This is a genomic window from Nostoc sp. (assembly GCF_036917815.1).
GTDB lineage: Bacteria > Cyanobacteriota > Cyanobacteriia > Cyanobacteriales > Nostocaceae > Nostoc.
The window spans coordinates 15,206-35,039 of the sequence record NZ_JBALEK010000098.1 but is presented as its reverse complement, the minus strand read 5'-3'; the positions used below and the strand labels follow the sequence as shown (position 1 = coordinate 35,039).

The 19,834-nt window shown below is 41.3% G+C and carries 20 protein-coding genes and 1 pseudogene; 14 read left to right on the top strand and 7 right to left on the bottom strand.

What is annotated here, in order from left to right:
- Positions 1–69 precede the first annotated feature (69 nt).
- A pseudogene (locus tag V7K97_RS29280) lies at positions 70–246 on the bottom strand (hypothetical protein); the annotation flags it as partial.
- Between the two features lie 949 nt (positions 247–1,195).
- On the opposite strand from V7K97_RS29280, the gene V7K97_RS29275 reads away from it, so the two are divergent.
- The 7 genes from V7K97_RS29275 to V7K97_RS29245 all read left to right on the top strand — a co-directional run bounded on the left by V7K97_RS29275 (position 1,196) and on the right by V7K97_RS29245 (position 7,554).
- Complete coding sequence (locus V7K97_RS29275; protein WP_334804478.1) at positions 1,196–1,702, top strand: DUF2231 domain-containing protein; 507 nt, start codon at positions 1,196–1,198, stop codon at positions 1,700–1,702.
- Complete coding sequence (locus V7K97_RS29270; protein ID WP_334804477.1) at positions 1,699–2,304, top strand: DUF2231 domain-containing protein; 606 nt, start codon at positions 1,699–1,701, stop codon at positions 2,302–2,304. The genes V7K97_RS29275 and V7K97_RS29270 overlap by 4 nt, the downstream gene beginning before the upstream one ends.
- A gap of 32 nt (positions 2,305–2,336) precedes the next feature.
- Positions 2,337–3,260, top strand: a complete 924-nt coding sequence (locus V7K97_RS29265; protein WP_334804476.1) for a cytochrome c oxidase subunit II — start codon at positions 2,337–2,339, stop codon at positions 3,258–3,260.
- Entirely contained in the window at positions 3,250–4,911 is a 1,662-nt protein-coding gene (gene ctaD, locus V7K97_RS29260) for a cytochrome c oxidase subunit I (protein ID WP_334804475.1), read from the top strand. The genes V7K97_RS29265 and ctaD overlap by 11 nt, the downstream gene beginning before the upstream one ends.
- Before the next feature lie 194 nt (positions 4,912–5,105).
- Complete coding sequence (locus V7K97_RS29255; protein ID WP_334804474.1) at positions 5,106–5,771, top strand: cytochrome c oxidase subunit 3; 666 nt, start codon at positions 5,106–5,108, stop codon at positions 5,769–5,771.
- Between the two features lie 38 nt (positions 5,772–5,809).
- A complete protein-coding gene (locus tag V7K97_RS29250; RefSeq protein ID WP_334804472.1) occupies positions 5,810–6,055 on the top strand; it encodes a hypothetical protein in 246 nt (81 codons plus the stop codon).
- A gap of 128 nt (positions 6,056–6,183) precedes the next feature.
- Positions 6,184–7,554 (top strand): NAD(P)/FAD-dependent oxidoreductase, encoded by a 1,371-nt coding sequence (locus V7K97_RS29245; protein WP_334804470.1) that lies wholly within the window; start codon positions 6,184–6,186, stop codon positions 7,552–7,554.
- A gap of 176 nt (positions 7,555–7,730) precedes the next feature.
- Here V7K97_RS29245 and V7K97_RS29240 read toward each other — a convergent pair whose 3' ends face one another.
- Entirely contained in the window at positions 7,731–7,895 is a 165-nt protein-coding gene (locus V7K97_RS29240) for a hypothetical protein (RefSeq protein WP_334804468.1), read from the bottom strand.
- Between the two features lie 323 nt (positions 7,896–8,218).
- On the opposite strand from V7K97_RS29240, the gene V7K97_RS29235 reads away from it, so the two are divergent.
- Positions 8,219–8,629, top strand: a complete 411-nt coding sequence (locus V7K97_RS29235) for a peptidoglycan-binding domain-containing protein (RefSeq protein WP_334804466.1) — start codon at positions 8,219–8,221, stop codon at positions 8,627–8,629.
- 187 nt (positions 8,630–8,816) lie between these two features.
- Here V7K97_RS29235 and V7K97_RS29230 read toward each other — a convergent pair whose 3' ends face one another.
- The 3 genes from V7K97_RS29230 to V7K97_RS29220 all read right to left on the bottom strand — a co-directional run bounded on the left by V7K97_RS29230 (position 8,817) and on the right by V7K97_RS29220 (position 10,658).
- Positions 8,817–9,758, bottom strand: a complete 942-nt coding sequence (locus tag V7K97_RS29230) for an extracellular catalytic domain type 1 short-chain-length polyhydroxyalkanoate depolymerase (RefSeq protein WP_334804465.1) — start codon at positions 9,756–9,758, stop codon at positions 8,817–8,819.
- 120 nt (positions 9,759–9,878) lie between these two features.
- Positions 9,879–10,103, bottom strand: coding sequence for a hypothetical protein (locus V7K97_RS29225; RefSeq protein WP_334804464.1), 225 nt, complete (start codon positions 10,101–10,103; stop codon positions 9,879–9,881).
- A gap of 282 nt (positions 10,104–10,385) precedes the next feature.
- Entirely contained in the window at positions 10,386–10,658 is a 273-nt protein-coding gene (locus V7K97_RS29220; RefSeq protein ID WP_334804463.1) for a hypothetical protein, read from the bottom strand.
- A gap of 693 nt (positions 10,659–11,351) precedes the next feature.
- Between V7K97_RS29220 and V7K97_RS29215 the strand changes: the two genes are divergently transcribed.
- Entirely contained in the window at positions 11,352–12,527 is a 1,176-nt protein-coding gene (locus V7K97_RS29215) for an RNA-guided endonuclease InsQ/TnpB family protein (RefSeq protein ID WP_334804461.1), read from the top strand.
- A 208-nt stretch (positions 12,528–12,735) separates the two neighbouring features.
- On the opposite strand, the gene V7K97_RS29210 is transcribed toward V7K97_RS29215, so the two are convergent.
- The gene (locus V7K97_RS29210) at positions 12,736–13,383 is read right to left on the bottom strand and encodes a response regulator transcription factor (protein WP_334804459.1); all 648 of its coding nucleotides are present in this window, start codon (positions 13,381–13,383) and stop codon (positions 12,736–12,738) included.
- 3 nt (positions 13,384–13,386) lie between these two features.
- Positions 13,387–14,607, bottom strand: coding sequence for a sensor histidine kinase (locus tag V7K97_RS29205; RefSeq protein WP_334804457.1), 1,221 nt, complete (start codon positions 14,605–14,607; stop codon positions 13,387–13,389).
- 1,003 nt (positions 14,608–15,610) lie between these two features.
- Here V7K97_RS29205 and V7K97_RS29200 point away from each other — a divergent pair.
- From V7K97_RS29200 to V7K97_RS29180, 5 genes are all read left to right on the top strand, one after another.
- Positions 15,611–15,994 (top strand): hypothetical protein, encoded by a 384-nt coding sequence (locus V7K97_RS29200; RefSeq protein ID WP_334804455.1) that lies wholly within the window; start codon positions 15,611–15,613, stop codon positions 15,992–15,994.
- A gap of 248 nt (positions 15,995–16,242) precedes the next feature.
- Positions 16,243–17,523, top strand: a complete 1,281-nt coding sequence (locus tag V7K97_RS29195) for a S41 family peptidase (protein WP_334804453.1) — start codon at positions 16,243–16,245, stop codon at positions 17,521–17,523.
- A gap of 45 nt (positions 17,524–17,568) precedes the next feature.
- Positions 17,569–18,477, top strand: coding sequence for a hypothetical protein (locus V7K97_RS29190; protein WP_334804452.1), 909 nt, complete (start codon positions 17,569–17,571; stop codon positions 18,475–18,477).
- Positions 18,478–18,497: 20 nt separating this feature from the next.
- Positions 18,498–19,475, top strand: coding sequence for an RNA polymerase sigma factor, RpoD/SigA family (locus tag V7K97_RS29185; RefSeq protein ID WP_334804451.1), 978 nt, complete (start codon positions 18,498–18,500; stop codon positions 19,473–19,475).
- Positions 19,476–19,512: 37 nt separating this feature from the next.
- Positions 19,513–19,662, top strand: a complete 150-nt coding sequence (locus tag V7K97_RS29180; RefSeq protein WP_334804450.1) for a hypothetical protein — start codon at positions 19,513–19,515, stop codon at positions 19,660–19,662.
- Positions 19,663–19,834: the final 172 nt, after the last annotated feature.

Below are 19,834 nucleotides of genomic sequence, written 5' to 3'. Positions count from 1 at the left end.
CCACTCGTTTTGCTGGATAGTCTGGCTGAACATTGGCTTTATTTCGTCTTCTTTGCTGACATCAGCTTGAATAGCAAAACCTTCACCATTAGCTGTTTTGATATCATCGACAACTTTTTGAGCTGATTCAGCTTCCGAATGATAGTTAATAGCTACTGCTGCACCTGACAAAGCTAAATAGCGAGCGATCGCTTCACCAACGCCAGAACTAGCACCTGACTTTTCACGGCATCTGGAAAACCTCACTTCTATTTCTCTCTTCCTTTAAGGAGAGAGACTTTGAATTTTCCCTCTTCCCTCCTAGGGAAGGGGGTTAGGGGGTTAGGTTTTTGGTGGACTTTTCCACATAACGTGAAAAGTCAGGAACTAGCACCCGTTACAAGTGCTTTTTGACCTTTAAGCAGGTAAGGGGAATAGCTCATAATCCTTTGGATAGTTTTAAAACTTGTATTTGTTGTGAGTAACTCAAGACTTGCATGATATTTTTGCTTTTTGGGCGTAGTATCACCTGGGAAATTTAGACGATCAAAATCGATTAAAAAAGCAAAACTTTTGATTATCTTAAGAAATTCCTAGTATTTTTCTAATCTATCTAGAGAAAGATAAATCGTATATTACTTTGTGATATTTCAATTATTTGTCATTCCTGTGACAATAAGATGTCTTTATTGGTAGGAAAGATCGGATCAATGTCAAGAAAAATTTATGGTATATTCAGAGCAACATCGGTGATTAATTAAGGTAAAACTTTTAGTGAAACAATCAAAATGAGAGAACCATATTAAGGTATCTTGAGGTATGGGCAATTCATGAATTGCCCCTACCTCAAAATCAGGTTCAGGCTATTGTCAAATGGGAGCATCTCAATGAGTGCAAATATACCTGGCGATGAGAAATCGCGGCTACACAAACTCTCCTCCGCCTGCGCGGACTCAAGAAATTGTCAACCCAGTTCGGTGGGTAAAGTCTCCTATAGCCGCATTTGTCCTTGGCGTGCTGGAGGCATCATCCTATTCGCCAGGGCTAGATATTTTTTCCGAAAGTGAGATGCTCCCTTGTCAAATAACCAATGTCATCAAAAATAACGATTTTTTAGTTTTTATAAAAACCAGTTTAGATATGATATAAACTAAAGCTAGGGTTAATTTAGTGAGTTTTAAAACTTGATAAAAATAAGTACTAAAAAACAGTAAGTATGGAAAAAGTTTTTTATGCCCTATCTCTAAATAAGGAAGATTTACCATACCCCGATCCTCTACATCCCGTCATTGTCCACTTCGTAATCGCAATGGTGATTTTTTCCTTTGTATGCGATGTGCTGGGCTATTTTACTCGCAACGTGCGTTTGTTTGAGGTAAGTTTCTGGAATATGTTTGTTGCCTCAGCAGCCATCTTTTTCGCAGTGATTTTTGGTCAGTTGGAAGCAGGTTTGGCGAACATTTACCCAGCAGTCCAACCAACACTAAATTTTCATACGGTGATGGGTTGGTCGTTGGCGGCGATTGTCGTTGCCATTACAGGTTGGCGTTTTGTAATTCGCGATCGCACCCCACGGAAAGTACCACCTGTTTATCTGGGTGCTGCAACCTTTTTAGTCTGCTTAGTGTGCTTGCAAGTCTATCTAGGCAGTAAGCTAGTTTGGGTGTACGGGTTACACATTGAGCCAGTTGTCCAAGGGATGAAGCAGGGAATTTCACCATGAACTGGCAACTCATTGAACAGTTGAGATTAAAGCTGAATGCTAACGGATTACCTTATGAGATTCCCATACATCCGCAATTGGTGCATCTAACATTGGGTTTGTTCATTATTGCCATTATTTTTGATATTGCCGGAGTGTTTTTTACTTTAGAAAAACCAATCTTCAGATTTTTAGGTCTGCCTGCCCTCCGTTCTGGTTTCTTTGATGTCGGCTGGTATAATCTCATCGGAGCCGCTTTTATCAGCTTTTTCACCGTTGCAGCTGGTTTTTTTGAGCTACTGCTAGCAACTCCACCAGTTGATCAAAAGAGCGTTTGGGGCTTAACTACCGGTTGGACGATGCTTTTGCATGGTTTGGGTGGCGTTTTGCTCTTGGGTGCGATCGCCGCCATGACTGTATGGAGAGGTTTGCAACGCTATCGCTGGCGCAAGGATGCTTCTAGACAAGTGCAGTGGAGTTACTTATTAGCAGGCGTGGCGATCGTGGCAATATTATACATTCACGGAACTTTGGGAGCGCAATTGGGAGAACAGTTTGGAATTCACGTTACTGCTGCAAAGTTACTCCAAGGAGGTAAAAACCCAAATTTACTACTCAAATAATCAAGCGGAAAGCACTCTTATATAAGATTATTATGTTTAGCATTTTTGAATATGTACTAATAGCGATTTATGTAGCAGTGCTGATGATTGTCAGTCGGTGGATTGGACAGCAAGCGTTTTCTTGGATGCCTCCCCAGGCGACAGCAGAATCCCAACGGGTAGATGATTTATTTAGCTTTTTAGTCTCAATTGGAGTATTCATTTTACTTGGGCTGGTTGGTGTGATGGTGTATGCGATCGCCTTCCATCGCGCCCCCCCCGAAGACTACACCGAGGGACACCCCTCTAGAGGTGATGGGAGGCTAGAAATATTGTGGACAGCTACCCCGACTTTGTTAGTAATATGGATTGCCTTTCAAAGCTTCAATATTTATCAGCAGTTAAATATTTTGGGTTTAAATCAAATTGTGCATTTGCACACACCCCTAGAATCTGCACCCGCCTACGCTGCCAACGTCAGCGACATCCCCAAACCTGCATCTGAAACAATTGATGTTTTCGTTAGGCAATGGGATTGGTCTTTTCGCTATCCCAATAATGTTACCAGCAAGGAATTACACTTGCCGCTCAATCGCAGCACTCGCTTAAAGATGCAAGCAGAGAAAGTAATCCACGGCTTCTACGTTCCTGAGTTTCGCTTAAAGCAAGATATTATTCCAGGGCGGAACATTGAAATTGTGATCACACCCATTCGTCAAGGTAAATATCGACTGAAAGATTCTCAATTCAGTGGTGCTTACTTTGCCTTGATGGAAGCAGATGTGTATGTTGAATCCCTTGATAAGTATAGTCAGTGGCTCGCGCAAACAGTGTCTAGCGATCGCACTTTCGCTCCAAATCAGGCAGTTGCCGAAAATATCCAACCACCAAAGACATTATTTAAAAGCGGTTGGTACACCGTCACACCTGCACAACCTGCCGTAGCCAATGAAAGGAAGATAAATAATGACACATGATTTGAGTGAAGCTATAGCCAATAATAGAGAACCTGAGAATAACTGGCGGGAATATTTCAGCTTCAGCACTGATCATAAAGTGATCGGTGTTCAGTACATGGTGATGACCTTCATTTTCTTTCTTCTCGGCGGGCTGTTGGCGATGATTATCCGGGCGGAATTACTCACCCCAGAATCAAATTTAGTTGACCGCCCCCTCTACAATGGTTTATTCACCATGCACGGGACAATCATGATTTTCCTGTGGATTATTCCCTTCAATGCAGGTCTTTCTAACTACCTAGTGCCACTGATGATTGGAGCGCGGGATATGGCTTTTCCCCTGCTCAACGCCATCTCTTTTTGGATTCTACCACCAGCCGGTCTTCTCCTACTGTCTAGCTTCTTGCTACCTAACGGCACTGCACAAGCTGGTTGGTGGTCTTATCCACCAGTTAGTCTGCAAGTTCTGGCCGGTCACTTGATTAACGGTCAATTTATTTGGATAGTTAGCCTAGTGCTAATCGGCATCTCTTCAATTATGGGGGCTGTCAACTTTGTAACTACCATCTTTTGGATGCGGGCACCAGGGATGACATTTTTCCGAATGCCGGTCTTTGTGTGGTCGGTTTTTAGTGCCCAAATGTTGCAGTTAATTAATTTGCCTTCCTTGACGGCGGCATTGATACTACTGTTACTTGACCTCTCCTTCGGGACACAATTTTTTAAACCTGAAGGAAGTGGCGACCCCATCATTTACCAGCATTTATTCTGGTTTTATTCACACCCAGCAGTTTATATCATGGCACTACCAGCCTTCGGTATTATTGCGGAAGTTCTGCCAGCCTTTTCTCGCAATCCTCTATTTGGTTATCGGTCAGTGGCGATCGCCACTTTAGGTATTGCTGTGATTAGCATCTTTGTTTGGGTACATCACATGTTCACCAGTGCAACCCCCGGCTGGATGCGGATGACCTTCATGGCTACTTCAATGTTAGTAGCCATACCCACTGGTGTTAAGGCATTTGCTTGGACTGCCACAATCTGGAGGAGCAAATTGCACCTAGAGACACCAATGCTATTTGCAATGGGAGGTGCAGCGATGTTTATTTTTGGTGGTGTCACAGGTGTAATGCTTGCCGCCACCCCATTTGATATCCACGTCAATAATACTTACTTTGTCGTGGGTCACTTCCACTACATCGTTTTTAATACCATCACGATGGCAATTTTTGCAGCCATTTACTTTTGGTTTCCCAAAATAACTGGAAGAATGTACGCTGAAGGTTGGGGTAAGCTGCATTTCTGGTTGACCTTTATTCCTGCCAATATCACCTTCTTTTCCATGCACCCATTAGGTTTGCAAGGGATGCTGCGGCGAGTTTCCTCCTACGATCCCCAGTATCAGGGTTGGAACGTCATCGCTAGCCTTGGGTCATTCTTACTGGGAGCATCTACGCTGCCATTTATTGCTAACATTGTCGGTTCCTGGCTATATGGAGCGAAGGCAGTTGATAATCCCTGGCACGCTACAGGATTGGAATGGACAACTTCTTCACCACCACCACGAGATAACTTTGAAGAGATTCCTGTTGTCAACAGACCTCCTTACGACTACGGCGATCCCAAATACTCATTCGTGGAAAATTCTGATAATGGTGAGTCTGACTAGGGAATAGGGATTGGGGAATGGCGACTGGGAATCAGATATATATAGCCGTTCTCAGTTGAGTTCAATACAGACCTAACCCCCAGCCCCTTCCCTACAAGGGAAGGGGAGTAAGATTTCAAAGCCTCTCTCCTAAAAGGAGAGAGGTTTGGAGAGAGGTCATAGTTATAAATTATTCAATCCCAATCGCCAAAATCATGCAACATCGCAGCATCCATGTAGATGAAAGTCCGATCCGTTTTGATCAGTGGCGGCGACGCTTACCGAATTGGTTACAGCGCTTCTTGCCAAGTGGTGGCGGGAGTCATGAAGATCATCATGGCAAAGGAATGTTCGGGTTTACCGTGTTCCTGCTGTCAGAAAGCATCATTTTTTTGAGTTTCATCTTTACTTATGTTGCTCTGCGACTGAATACTACTAACTGGCTACCGCCCGGTATTTCTGGCCCAGAATTGTCTAAAGCCGTGATGATTAATACGGTAGTATTACTTTCTAGCAGCTTTGTTATTCAAATAGCAGAAAATGCTCTCAAGCGTAATAAACTGAAGAAATTTCGCTGGCTATGGCTGACAACGATCGCAATGGGAACTTACTTCTTAATTGGTCTATTAATTGAGTGGAAAAATCTTGATTTCAAGCTCACTACCGGATTAGTTGGTTCTACATTCTACTTATTGACAGGTTTCCACGGTTTACACGTTCTAGCTGGTGTTGTGCTTCAGATAATTATGCTGATTCGGTCATTCATTCCAGGCAATTATAATAAGACTCACTTCGGTACAAGCGCCACCACTCTATTTTGGCACTTTGTTGATGTAGTTTGGGTCTTCCTTTTCTCACTTCTCTACCTGTGGAAAGCATAAACTATTCAGAAAGCCCAAGTATTTTCAGGAGTAACTTTATGAATTTATTCATCCAAGAACTACCAGCATCAGAACTCGCCCCAAAAGCAATTCAAGAAACACCAGCACCAGGTAAAGACCCACTCATTGCCCGTGGGTTACAAAAAGAGCAATATATTGGCATTATTGGGCTAGCGATCGCTCTAATTGCTGCTGTAGGATTTTTTAGTCGCAGAGTAGAATATGCTATTGGGTTTGCTATTATCCTCAGTATCTTTTTAATTGGTTTGTTTTTATTCATATAGCGAATTTGTTATTGGTCATTTGTCTTTTCTATTTTTAGACTCTTTCTTTGCGCCTCTATATGAGACAAAAACTCTGAATCTAAGTGCGTAACATCCGAGAAAATTCCTGAGACTTTGGAGAATATTTTATGAACAGCCCAGTTTATCAAACTGTCATTGTCGGTGGTGGGTTCACAGGCTTATTCACAGCCTTAAACTTAGCTCATGAAAATTATCCTCGCTCGGTAATTTTGATCGATCAAAATGAGCGCTTTTGCTTTAAGCCCTTACTCTACGAATATTTCAGTGGCGAGATGGATGCTTTTCAAGTAGTACCGCGTTTTTCCGAATTGCTTAAAGGTAGTGGTGTGATCTTTGTTCAAGATGCAGTGCAATCAATAGACTTGCATCAACAACAAGTCAAATTAGCTTCGGGAAACTCTTACAACTACAGTAACTTAGTCTTAGCCTTGGGTAGCATTACTGGTTATCGTCATGTTGAAGGTGCTAAAGAATACGCTTTACCTTTTTGGACACAAGAAGATGCGATCGCTATTGATCGTCATTTGCGCGACTGCTTGCAACAAGCGGTACAAACTCAAGATCCAGAACAACGTCGTCAACTGCTAACAGTAGTCATAGTTGGTGGCGGTGCAAGTGGTGTAGAAATGGCAGGTACCTTAGCTGATTTACTCCCACATTGGTATACTGCTTTGGGAGGAAATTCTGATGAAATCCGTGTGGTGTTGCTCAATCACGGTAAAGAAATCCTCAACGGTGATGTTAACGCTCCTCTGCGCGAAATTGCTGAGAAAGAATTACAAAAACGCACTAGACCAATTGAAATTATTACGGGTGCAGAAGCCACTACTATTCACGCCAACGCCATTGAATATAAGCGTAATGAGCAAATTGAGACATTGCTAACCCATACCACAATCTGGACAGCTGGTACTTCTATTAATCCACTGATTAAAGATTTACCAATTTCCCCAGAACATCGAGATCATAGCGATCGCCTTTTAGTTACTCCCACAATGCAACTACTCGACTTTCCAGAAGTCTTTGCAGGCGGGGATTGTGCAGCAGTTCAGGATAAACCACTATCGTCAACAGCCCAAGTTGCTTATCAGCAAGGTGCTAATATTGCCCAAAATTTGAAAGCATTAGCGTTGGGCGAAGACCTCAAACCAGTAAAGGTAAATATACGCGGAACTCTCTTAAAATTGGGGTTAAATGATGCTGCTGCTAACCTTTTGGATGTTTTTGAAGTTGCAGGCCAAGCCGGACATTTAATCCGTCAAGCCACTTATTTAACGCTATTACCAACTCCAATTCATGATTTTAAAGCTGCTACTGAATGGCTGGATGAAGAGATTTTTCATCACCACCTTGACCCTAAAGATGTGGGCAAAAAAGTTGTCCAAGCAGTGGAGGTGGTTGGCGCGGGAGTTGTAGGCATTTTAGTTGCGAGAAAGTTATTGAAAATGTTGGGTTCGGAGGATAAAAAAGAGCTTTGATTGATAAAAAACTCCACCCCACTTGCGGGATGGAGTTTTTAGTCATTAGTACCAATGACCAATGACTTTTGACTAATGACTAAAGCGGCGGGGCGGCTATCCCTCTACAGACACCTGGGGTGGAGTTTCTCGGCGCGGATAGCTCGGTAACAATGTACAGGTGCAAAGAATTCGAGCTATTGGATTAACAGTGACAAACTGCGTAGGTCTAGCCCATCATATTTACCAGGAGCCGAAGTCAAAATTACAGGAATACCACCCAATACGGTTCGGATCAGGTTTTTTGATGACACGTCGCTAATCGCGTCTCTTGCCTTAACCGAACCGTATTGGAATACCACCTAATTTTGCCTGGAAAAGGTCGCCCAATGCCGAGTGACTGGAAAAGTTGCTATCCAGAATGATATTAGGGAATTTTCATAAATCAAGAGCGCGACCTGATGCAACATAAATCTTAATCAATTTAGTCATGCTTTTGTCATGATTTTGCAATAGCTTTGTCAATACGATGTGTGATGCTATAGTTCTGGGTTAGAAAATAGTCTTATACTAAACCCACACACCAGAGTCTACTGACGATAATCACTATAAGGTACAAGCCCTTATAAAGATGACTCTTCAAATCCAAATTGCAAAATTTCATATAGTTGGAAGGAACAAAAAGATGAATTGGAAAGTACTTGCTTTGCTCCCTGCTTTGACTCTAGCTGCGGCTCTGCCTGCTTATTCTTTGACTAATAATAAAAGCCAAAATCCGGCTACTGCTACCCAGATCGCCCAAAGTACTCCCCAAAGCAGCATGATGAAAAAGCCTGGTGCTATGCACAAGCCGAATGCCAAGCATAACGGCAATACTATGGCAAGGCGTAGTACTCGTAATGTACTTACAGTAGGTAGCAGGGGAGAGACAGTGAAAACTGCTCAGAATTCTTTAAAGCAGCAAGGATTCTATACAGCAAATGTGAATGGTGTGTTTGATAACAGGACTCGTGCAGCAGTAATCAAATTTCAGAAATCTAAAGGATTGAGAGCAGACGGAATAATTGGACGCCGGACTTTAGAAGCTCTTAAATAAAATGGTTTACTCCGCTTCTTCAGGAGATTTCAAATAAATTCTAGCCTTAAACATAGTAAACCAACTTTATTCAGAATCCGTGTAGAGATGTAGCACTGCTACGTCTCTACATTCTTTTTCACTGATATCTCTAATCGTTTGTTCTTGTAGCTTGCTTCCCCGTTAGCTGTTTGCAAAACTTTTCGGACTACTGACTGTGACGTTGAAAAAAGTTCCAAATTGTTTCACTGGCGTTCAGCCCCAGTTTAGCATTGAATTTATTTAGGCTCTTGTCAGTTGAAAAACCACCAGGCCAGAAATGTCCACCGTTTACTACCGCTAGCTCCCAGACTTCTGAATTACCCATACAACCTTTGTAGAGAGAGGTTTTCACTTTATCTTCAGAAAACTGCAAAGATCCACTTGATGAGGTACATTGATCGTGCGATCGCCAAAAGTCTACCATATCTGAGATCGAAACCAGCGCTCCTCGTTGAGTGTGGTCATCACCTTCATAAAGTACATCGCGATCGTTTGTACCGTTAATCATTAACATCGATACGGGAGTTGGAGGTTGGCAATTAGGTTTGAGTCTAACTGGGAGCGAACCTGCTACTGATGCAAAACCAGCAATTTTATCAGGTAACTTACAAGCCAGTGCTTGGGTAAGTATTCCACCTCTAGAAAAGCCGGTGGCATAAACTTTATGACCATCAATATTCATTTGCTGCTTCAGATGATCTAGCAAAGCACTGACAAACAAAACATCATCTACCCTTCCTTGAGCGTTACCTCTAAGGCTCCATTTTTGGTTAATTCCATCTGGATAAACAACAATAAATCCTTTTTTATCTGCTAATTCATTGAACCGAGTTACATTACTTATAGACCGACCACTACCATCATCTCCATGAAACACTAAAACTAAGGGCATCGGGCGGTCTGGATTATAAGATTTTGGAGTGTAAAAATAGTAAGTACGTAACTTTCCTTGATTCTGTAGCTCTCCATAATTATCACCACTGACGATTTTTTCTTTAGTTATACTTGTTTCTTCAGCCTTGATAGAATTACAGGCTGTCGCTAAAGTAGCTGTAAGTAGAAATATAAGAAGTTTTTTAAGAATTCGAGAATTTTTATATATGTTCATGTTAATTAAATTGACTCAATCAAGATGCTTTTATTCACTTTATAAGTCTTGTCATTAAGCAAAGTTTTCCCTAGTAGAGACTAACAACTCTATTAGAGTTGTTAGTCTCTATTCGAGATATTAAACTCTTACATTTACATAACGAGCCGGAACACGAACTTTAACCAACCTGTGACCACGCCGTACTGTTTGCCAATGTGCAGGAATTAACCTCCGTTGATATCGGGCAGCAACAAATGTATGTCCGCTCGGTTTGACAATTATCTCTGCTGCTGATGCCTGTGATGGTAAGGAAGAAATTGCAAATGGGAGAGCAAGTAATGCACCTAAGATGATACGTTTCATGTTCAAATCTCCATTAATTAATTTGCTTAAGTTTTCTACAGCATCTCTCAACAATTTGTGGACATATATTAAGGACTTAGGCAAACAATAGCCGAAACCCTTATTTACTGGAGGAGCAATTCATGTATTGCCCCTACTTAATTGATTTGCTGTATTACTCTCAGTTTAAAATACTAGATCAAAAGACACAGTGTAAAAAAGTCATAATTACAGTATGACTTTAGTCATATTTTTAACTTCGCATAAGTAATGATGTGTTCGGGAACATATTTATTGTTATAATTACATAATTTTTGAGGCGATAATACCAATCAATACGGCAAGACCTAGCGCTCTCCGAAAATAATTAACACCTTGAAATAATTCTAGCCAAGCCCAAGTAAACAAGGAGCCATTTGCCAGTAAGTCTAAAACCGTATTGGTTTTACCACTTGTAAAAATTAGAGATAGTAAACTAGCTACTATCCAAACAATAAGTGGTAGGTTTGGCATCTGAGCTAAAACAATTTTGCCATTGCCGTCACGGAAGGTTTTATCAACTAATGTATTTTCCATGATTTGAAATTGCCACTTAGCTAAAAATTATTAACTTACAAAAGTTGCCGCGTCGGCCTACTGAGAATAGGCTGAGATTTAATTGCAAATTCTTTCATGTAGATGTATTTAAACCATATCTGTCGTTAGGGCAATTCATGAATTGCCTCTACAGCGTGGTCTATTTACCTGAAAACAACTGTAATGACATTAAAACATTTAGGCAAATCTCTTTTCAACTATCTAATTGCTGAGATGAGAGCGGTAAAGCATATTCCTATCTGCCTATGAATATAGGTATACTCACACGAAATCCGCCAATATATCCGTCAGCGCATGAATGCAATTTGTCGTCGAGATCAGGCAGGAGGTAAAAAGGTTTTAGCTCAAACGAAAAGAAGCCCCACATCTCACCCGAAGGGGAGTGTGGGATGAATTTTTGGGTGATGAAGAATTGATACCTTAACTAATTTAAACCACAGGTTTAAATTAGTTAAGGTGTCGATGATGAATCACCATTTTCAAGTTTTAAAGAGTCTATAAAATCTTCTAAAATCCTTGTCATTGTCATATCTTTTTGAACCGAGTATAAGCGTAACTTATTTAAACGCCTTTCAGATATCCTTAAATTTAATGCTTTGTTTTTCATAATTATCTACACATTGACTATACATTCATGTTATACTATTTACAGGTCGAAAAAGCAATAAAAATGTGAAAACATCTTACCAGTACAAAATTAAACCAAATAAAGAACAGGCTGAAAAGATTGATAATACGCTTGAAATGCTTAGATATCAATATAATTATCAGCTTGCTCAAAGATTTGATTGGTATGAAATGAACAGGTGTTCAATAGACCGATGCTCTTTAATCGTTTCTCACCTACCAGAATTAAAAAATCAACCGAATTATTACAGCCAAAAGGCTTCTTTAGTCCAACTTAAAAAGGATAGACCCTGGTATAAAGATATCCACTCTCAAGTCTTACAAGAAATACCTAAAAAAGTTGAAATTACTTTTGATCGTTGGATCAAAGGAGATGTTAACGGTAAAAAATCTGGTAAACCACGTTTTAAGGGTAAAGGTCAGTACAAAACTTTTACTTACTCACAATTTAATCAAGCTCATTTCATTAACAACAGAATTACCCTTTCAAAAATTGGTAGTGTAAAAGTAATTGTTCATCGACAAATACCAGACGGATTTAAGATTAAAACTGTTTCTGTCACCAAAAAAGCTGATGGCTACTATGTCACTCTAAGTCTTGATGATCAAACAGTCCCAACAATTAAGCCTGACTTTAATGCTAATAATATTGTTGGTATTGATGTTGGTTTAATTGATTTTTATGTTGCTTCAGACGGATCTAAAGTGAAAGCACCTAAGTTTTTACGAAAATCTGAACGCAGATTAAAATCAGCACAGCGTAAAGTTTCTAGACGTAAAAAAGGATCTAATCGTCGTAAAAAGGCAATTGTTAAATTAGGAAAACAACATAAAAAAGTTGCCGATACCAGAAAAGATTTTCACTTTAAAACGGCTAATAATTTACTAAAAAATTATGATGTTATAGCTGTTGAAAAATTAAATATTAAAGGTCTTGCTAAGTCTAGACTAGCTAAAAGTGTTAGTGACGCTGCTTGGAGTCAATTTATTTCAATACTTACAGTCAAAGCCGAAAACGCTGGTTTGAAAGTAGTTGCAATAAATCCAAATGGCACAAGTATTGAATGTTCTAACTGTGGAACTAGAGTTAAAAAGACTTTATCTCAAAGAACTCATGACTGTCCTAACTGTAAAGTCAGTTTATGTCGTGATCTAAATGCAAGTATAAATATAAAGGCGCGTGGGACACACGCCCTTAAAGCTCAATTAATGTCTTCATAGAAGAGTCATTGAGAAGCCCACACTCACTCTTAGGAGTGTGTGGAGTATGTCACCTAGTTTATCGAGGATGTTGGAGAAAAACTGCACTCTGTAACAGTCGCGAAGCATTGCTGACCTTGGGTTTAAGACCCCCATTGAACTCTCGTTCAGGGCTGCTAAATCAGTAGGGTCGAATCCCCAACTGAAAAACTCCTTCTGCCTCCTTCAATTATTTAAGTCCACCAAACAACGAATGGGCAAATAAAGCGGCTTGAGTGCGATCGCGTAAACTCAAGCGACTCAGAATATTTGTCACATAATTTTTAACAGTATTTTCTGAAAGAAACAGCGATTCAGCAATTTCACGGTTATTGGCTCCACAAGCAATTAACCGTAATACATCTAATTCTCTGGGTGTGAGTTGCGCCAATTCTGGAGGAGTTTGCACAGACGCGACAGGTGCGGCAATAGGCGTGAGTGCTTTCTCAAACAATCCTGGGCCGAGTAGGGTTTGTCCCTTGTAGACAGATCGAATTGCCAACATTAGTTCATCTGGTTCGGTATCCTTGAGCAAATAGCCCTTTGCACCCAGCCGCATCGCCTGGAAAACATACTCATCATCATCGAAGGTGGTGAGGACGAGAACCTTAATGTCAGGATATTGTTGAGCGATCGCTTTTGTTGTGGCCACTCCATCCATTACGGGCATCCGAATATCCATTAGCACAATATCGGGTTGTAGTGCGGCAATTTGTTCGAGTGCCCGTTGCCCATTCTCCGCCTCACCGATTACCTGCATCTCTGCATTCGACTCCAGCATACTCTTAAGTCCCTGGCGAATGAGATGCTGATCGTCAACTAATAAAATCTGAATCATAAGCTAAAACACCAACAGCTTTGAGAGTGGCAAAGAAACAGAAATACAGCAACCTGTTCCTAGTTGACTATGAAGATTCAACTGGGCGCCTAGTGCAACCGACCGTTCTCGCATCCCTTGTAACCCAAACCCAGTTGTATTTTGAGTGGGGTTAAACCCTTTTCCATTATCTTCCACTGACAGATGAATCATCCCAGAGTGAGCCACTATTTCAACAGTGACACTCGTCGCTTGGGCGTGTTTGCAAATATTTGTCAGCGATTCTTGCACAATGCGGTACAGGGCAGTGTTTACTTCTGTTGGTAAAGTGTACGGGACATCAATTTTACAGGACGGTTCAATACCTGTGGTTTGCTGAAAATCTGTCAACAGTTTTTCAATGGCTGATTTGAGAGATTGCCCTTGCAAAGGATTTGAACGCAAAACAGAAAGCGATCGCCGAATTTCCAGCAGCGCCTCAGCCCCCTGTTCTTTTGCCTGTTTGAGAAATGTCAATGCTTTGTCATTATTTGATTGCCAGAACAACAGAGTATTATTAATCTGAATAGTTTGGGCGGCGAGAGTGTGTCCCAACCCGTCATGAATTTCGCGGGCAATTCGGTTGCGTTCCTGCAAAGTTGCCTGATCTTCAATCCGTAGCGCGTACTGACACAGTTGTTGATTGATCATCTCTAATTGCTGATGGGCAATTTCTAACTGCTCTCGACTTTGCCGCTCTGCAAGCAAAGCGTTAATTAATAATAAAGCGAATACTAACGTTAAGCTAAACAATAATATATTACTTAATCGCCAATCCCAGGACATGGCGATCAGCTTATCTGGCATAAAATTCTCAGGTACAATGGGTCTTGACAAAAGCAGTGTTCCATAAGTAAGCAGAGATAAACCCAAGACAACCAACTGTCCCGATTGCTTAAAGACCAGACAACTCCGCATCACCAGTACTAGGCACAGCAGAAAAACCGAGCGACTAGATAAGCCATGTTGAGTCGCTGGCAGCAAAATTAAAATGAATTCCAGGGCTGTATAAAATAATTTGGTTTCCAGCTTAACCATTGGTAGTCTCAAGCCCATCAAGCTGAAGGTTGCAATCACGACAACTCGTAGCAGCAACGACCAGGACAGCTCAAAGGGCAGCAGAACTTCCATGAACATTGCCGTGGCTAATAACAGCCACTCTAGGTAAAGCAACAGACGAAAGGATGGGTAGGTCAAGCGAACCATAGAACTGTTCCAACTCAATGGCCTTTCTAACAGAACCATAGGTATTTTCACAATTTTAGAGGGAAATAGTTAAACAACACATCAGTCCTTTTGAAAATATAAAGTGCTAGTGGGGGTTTGAAATTCTCGGCTTTTTGAAGAAGTCGCAGAACTGGGCGAATAAAATTCGCGCGCCAGTTGCTTCTCCCAGGGGGAGAAGCTATGCGAACACCCCACCCTAACCCTCCCCGATATATTGGGGAGGGAACTAGATTTCTTTTTTCCCCCTTTCTAAGCTACGGTGTACGCACAAGTCCTAAAAACCTAACTTGATAAGGCTTTACTCCTTCCTGGGCTGCCGCCTGGGAATGCATTCATTGAGTCTCTGGCTCAATGTCTTGACTGGAAGCGGTAGCCCCCAATCAGCCATTCCCATGCTCTTCATGGTAACGAGAGAACGAGAGAACAATGGGAATGAGAAATCGAGCTTTTTTCGACTTGTGTGTACACCGTAGCCAATATATCGGGGGGATTAAGGGGGGTAATTCAACTTGTGTGTACACCGTAGCCTTGCAGGAGAGAGGTTTTCCAGATCCCGTGAAAAGTCAGAGTGGCTTGGCTATACAGACAAAACCCACGAAGGTCGGTTGCCAATTCCTTGAGTCCGTCTGCGCGGAGGAAAGTTTGTATAGCCGCGATTTCTAATCGGCAGGTATATTTGCACTCATTGAGATGCTCCCTGAAACTCTTCTTCCTATATAGCGAATCTGTCTCTACTATTGATAGAGTCTTTCCGACTGATTAACGATTTCTAAGTTAGGAAAAAAGTCACAATAACTTTAGTACTTTTTTACTAGCCAGGTTAGGAATTCTAGCTCATGCACAAACCTATTCCAACTTCTAAGATTAGCTGATGTAACTGGATAGTAGGGTTAATTCATGAATTTCCCCTACTGAAAATCAGAATTTAGGCTATTGTTTGTGTAAGTCTTGATAGTCGGAACAACAAAAACAAGAGAAGTAAATGATTAAAAAACAGATAATTTTACCAACGCTTCTATTTGCAACTATCTTCATCGTAGGAATGACAGGTTGCAGCAGTTCTAAGTCTCCAGATGTGTCTCAAGGAGGCGACTCTGGGACAAAGGTATCTGACACTTCTACGACAAATCCTTCTCCATCGAATACGCCGGAACGCGCTCAAAAACGCGAAGCAGTTCGCAAGCAAATTGAGGCAGTTTTGACCCCAGATCAGGTAAAAGAATTGTCAGCGAAATTGCAACAAGGTGAAAAAATGCGTAAAGCAGTGTTGAGCCTGAATCTGACTCCTGAACAAAAGACTAAAATTCAGGAGATTTTTAAGACTGCCTATCCCCACCGTAAAGGGCAATCTCCAGATAATTCCTAGTCCAGTTCAGCGTAAATAAGCCACCCATTTAAAATGTCTAAAACCCTGACGCAATGGTAATTAAGAATTACGAATTAAAACTTTGCGTAGCGTCTTGTAGAGAAGCGGTACTAGTAGTTTTATCAAAACAGAATCCACGAGTCATTCGTCAGAATAAAGCCATAAATTATATCTGACTGCGGGTATTTATTCCCCCACTGATTGCATTGTGGATTCTGGATTCTGTATTTTTCTTTAATGGTTAAAGTATGTTCAAGCAAAAATTCATCGTCAAGATAGAAATCGCTGCTATGGCAGCAATCCTTGCAGTAACTGGTATCTACGCTTCCAAAGCTCTAGGTATAACCCAACCTAGCCCCCAAAAGCTGGTGGATGAGGTGTGGCAAATTTTAGATAAAAATTATGTTGATGTCAGCTTTAACCATCAAGATTGGAAAGCGATTCGACAGCAATATCTTAGCCGTTCCTATAGTTCCAAGAAAGAGGCTTATGGGGCGATTCAAGAAATGGTGGGGAAATTAGGCGATCGCTACACTGAGTTTTTCGACCCCCAGGAATACCAAGCCCTCAATAGCGATCTTTCTGGCAACCTCAGTGGTGTAGGGCTGGAACTAGCAGAAAATGAAAAAACTAAAGCTTTAACCGTTATCGCCCCCATTGAAGGAACACCCGCTTTTAAAGCAGGTATTTTGCCGGACGATGTAATTGTCCAAATTAACGGTAAAATAACTCGGGGAATGAAAATTGAGGATGCCGTGAAGCGGATTCTTGGCCCGGTGGGAACCAAGGTAGTACTGACGATTCAACGGGGTAAGCAATCCCAAAATTTCAACCTGACCCGCGCCAATATTGCTATCCATCCTGTAACTTATAACACGCAAACAACGGAAGCAGGGAAGATTGGTTACATTCGTTTGCCAGAGTTTACTGAAACAGCCCCCGCAGAGATGCGTCAGGCAATTCAAGCATTAGAAAAACAGCAAGTACAAGGCTACGTTCTGGATCTGCGTTCCGATCCAGGTGGACTGCTAGATGCGAGTTTGCAAATTGCCAGTATGTGGTTGAAGCAAGGTGCGATCGTGTCTTTGGTAAATCGAGACAAAGTTAAGGAAAACTACAATGCGTCGGGACATCCTCTCACCAACAAACCCTTAGTGATACTAGTCGATAAGGGATCTGCCAGCGCCAGCGAAATTCTTTCGGGAGCGCTGCAAGATGATCGTCGCGCCACATTAGTCGGGACTCGCACCTTCGGTAAGGGTTTAGTTCAAGCTGTAGAGCCACTCGATGATGGTTCGGCGCTGAAACTAACGATCGCAAAATACTACACACCCAAAGGTCGAGATATCAATCATGTCGGCATTGCCCCAGATATTACCGTGGAGTTAAGCGAGGCACAACAGAAAGCATTATTGCAAAACCGAACTGTGGCGACATTAGCTGATCCTCAGTATGCTAGCGCCGTTGCTGACTTGAGCAAATTGATTCAGTCTGGGGACAATCATCTGAGTTTGCAGGGTGGCAAATAAGTATAGGGATACTTTTGACAATATCTACCATCGTCACTTGGAATCATGTCAACCCGCAAAGCCCAACGACTTCAAAATTGTGAACCAGTCCCAGGTTTGCAAATCCTGGTTCAACTCAGTAACACTCCTTTGGTGCGGATAATCATCATTACTATTACCCGCCATCAGCTAGCGATCATCGGGATTGTATTTGTTGTCACCCTGGTTTTTTCAATGCGGGAAAATGCCCCCTGGCTGACAGTACCTAAACAGGTGGCCATTGAATTCTTTTCTGCTGTATCCCAGTCTCTAGCTGCTTTATTGGGGGTGTTAATTGTTTTCCTCACCTTTACTAGTCAGTTGATCGCTCAAAGGCGGCATGAGGACTACCATACACTTCAGATTCAGATTGACCAACTCATTCGTCTAACTCAGTCTCTTCCCCCCGAACTCAGTGATTTTAATGAAACTCTGATAGCGCTGATTAACTATTTAGTCCCCTTGCATTTAAAGGATTTCCCCATCTGGACAACTAGCTCCCAGGGGCTACATTTGGACAAGCTTTTAGATAATTTCAAGAATGAACATGAATGGATGCAAATACAGCAACAGCCCTCCTTAGCTACCCATCTGCACCGACAGCAAATTGCACTTGTGATCAATAACATGGAAGAAATATTGGAGAGATTTTCCCGGCTTTACAATCGCATCTTGGAGATTAGCCGTTTCATTCTTGCCATCGTCAAGTTGTCCTTTCTTCTGGGAGTTTCACTCCTGTTTTTACTGTTATTTGGCATTATCGATTTGCAAAGGGAATTTCCCGATCTCAGCCTACCTGTAATTGTTTCTCTAGCAATTTGGGTGTTGATTGCTCTTTTAGAATTAGTGCTTGATACCTGGTTTTTTTATAAAAACTTTTATGGTTCATCTAGTCACTATCTGCGGTTCTTCTTGAATACAAAATACCCTAATTAATAGGCGGAGGCTAAGTCAGTATGAGTAACTTAACATTCCCAGATACCAAAGCTAGTAACACAAGCAAAGCATCTCAATCTCCAACTGATACAGTCCGTGCTTATCTTCAAGAAATTGGCCGGATACCTCTGTTAACCCAGGAGGAAGAAATTCTTTTTGCCCAACAAATTCAGCAGATGATGACAATACTTGCTGAATCAGAAAAACTGGCTGTTGAATTAAATCGTACACCCACAGTGTCAGAATGGGCTAACCAGATGCAGTTAAGTGAACAGGAACTACTTGAGCAGCTAAATCAAGGGAAAAAAGCCAAGCAGAAAATGATGGCATCTAATCTCCGGCTGGTGGTGTCAATCGCCAAGCAATATCAGAGACGGAACTTAGAGCTTATGGACTTAATTCAAGAAGGTAACTTGGGTTTGGAGAGAGGGGTTGAAAAATTCAATCCGGCTTTAGGATACAGATTTTCAACTTACGCTTACTGGTGGATTCGTCAAGCAATTACTAGGGCGATCGCCCAGCAAGGACGCGCGATTAGATTACCCATTCACATCAATGAGAAGTTAAACAAAATTAAGCGTGTTCAGCGAGAATTGTCTCAAAAACTGGGTCGCATTCCCACCAGTAACGAAATTGCTGATGCACTTTCTTTAAAGCCTAGTCAGATTCGAGAATTTCTACTTTTGGCTCGTCAAACTATCTCTCTAGATATTCGGATTGGAGCGGACAAAGATATACAATTACAAGATTTAATCGAAGATTGCAGTTCTGGTAATGCCTATAACACCGACGAATCTCTCAATGAAGATGTGGAAATTTTATTGTCAAATCTGTCTCGCCAACAACAAGAAATATTAAATTTGCACTTTGGTTTGACAGACGGGAATGAACTTTCTTTAGAACAGATTGGTCAGCGTATGGGTATTAGTCGTGAACGAGTCCGGCAAATAGAAAAACAAGCTCTAAAAATTCTACATCGGCAGCTAAGTAAGTCATAAATCAGCAAAAATCCCAGTCAATATCAAAGGATTTAAAATGATGAAACCTTTAGACTATGATTCCCTAAGTGATATTGAGCAATATTATGGGTTTGATTTAAATTACAAGGCGCATCGAGCAAACCAGAAAAAACTAATTATTCATATCGGATTACTTCTGGTAGTTGTTGTTGTAATTATACTCTGATCTCCTCTTTAATTTATGGGATTTTTTGTCTAAAGATCATTGTTTTGTCAAAGTTTGAGGTGTAATATTTTTGTACTGCTTCAAATCAAATTTGGATAAACACGAGTTGAAATGGGAAAAGAATTTGGCTGTTTATAATAAGTAGGTATCTCGTTCCCCGGCTCTGCCTGGG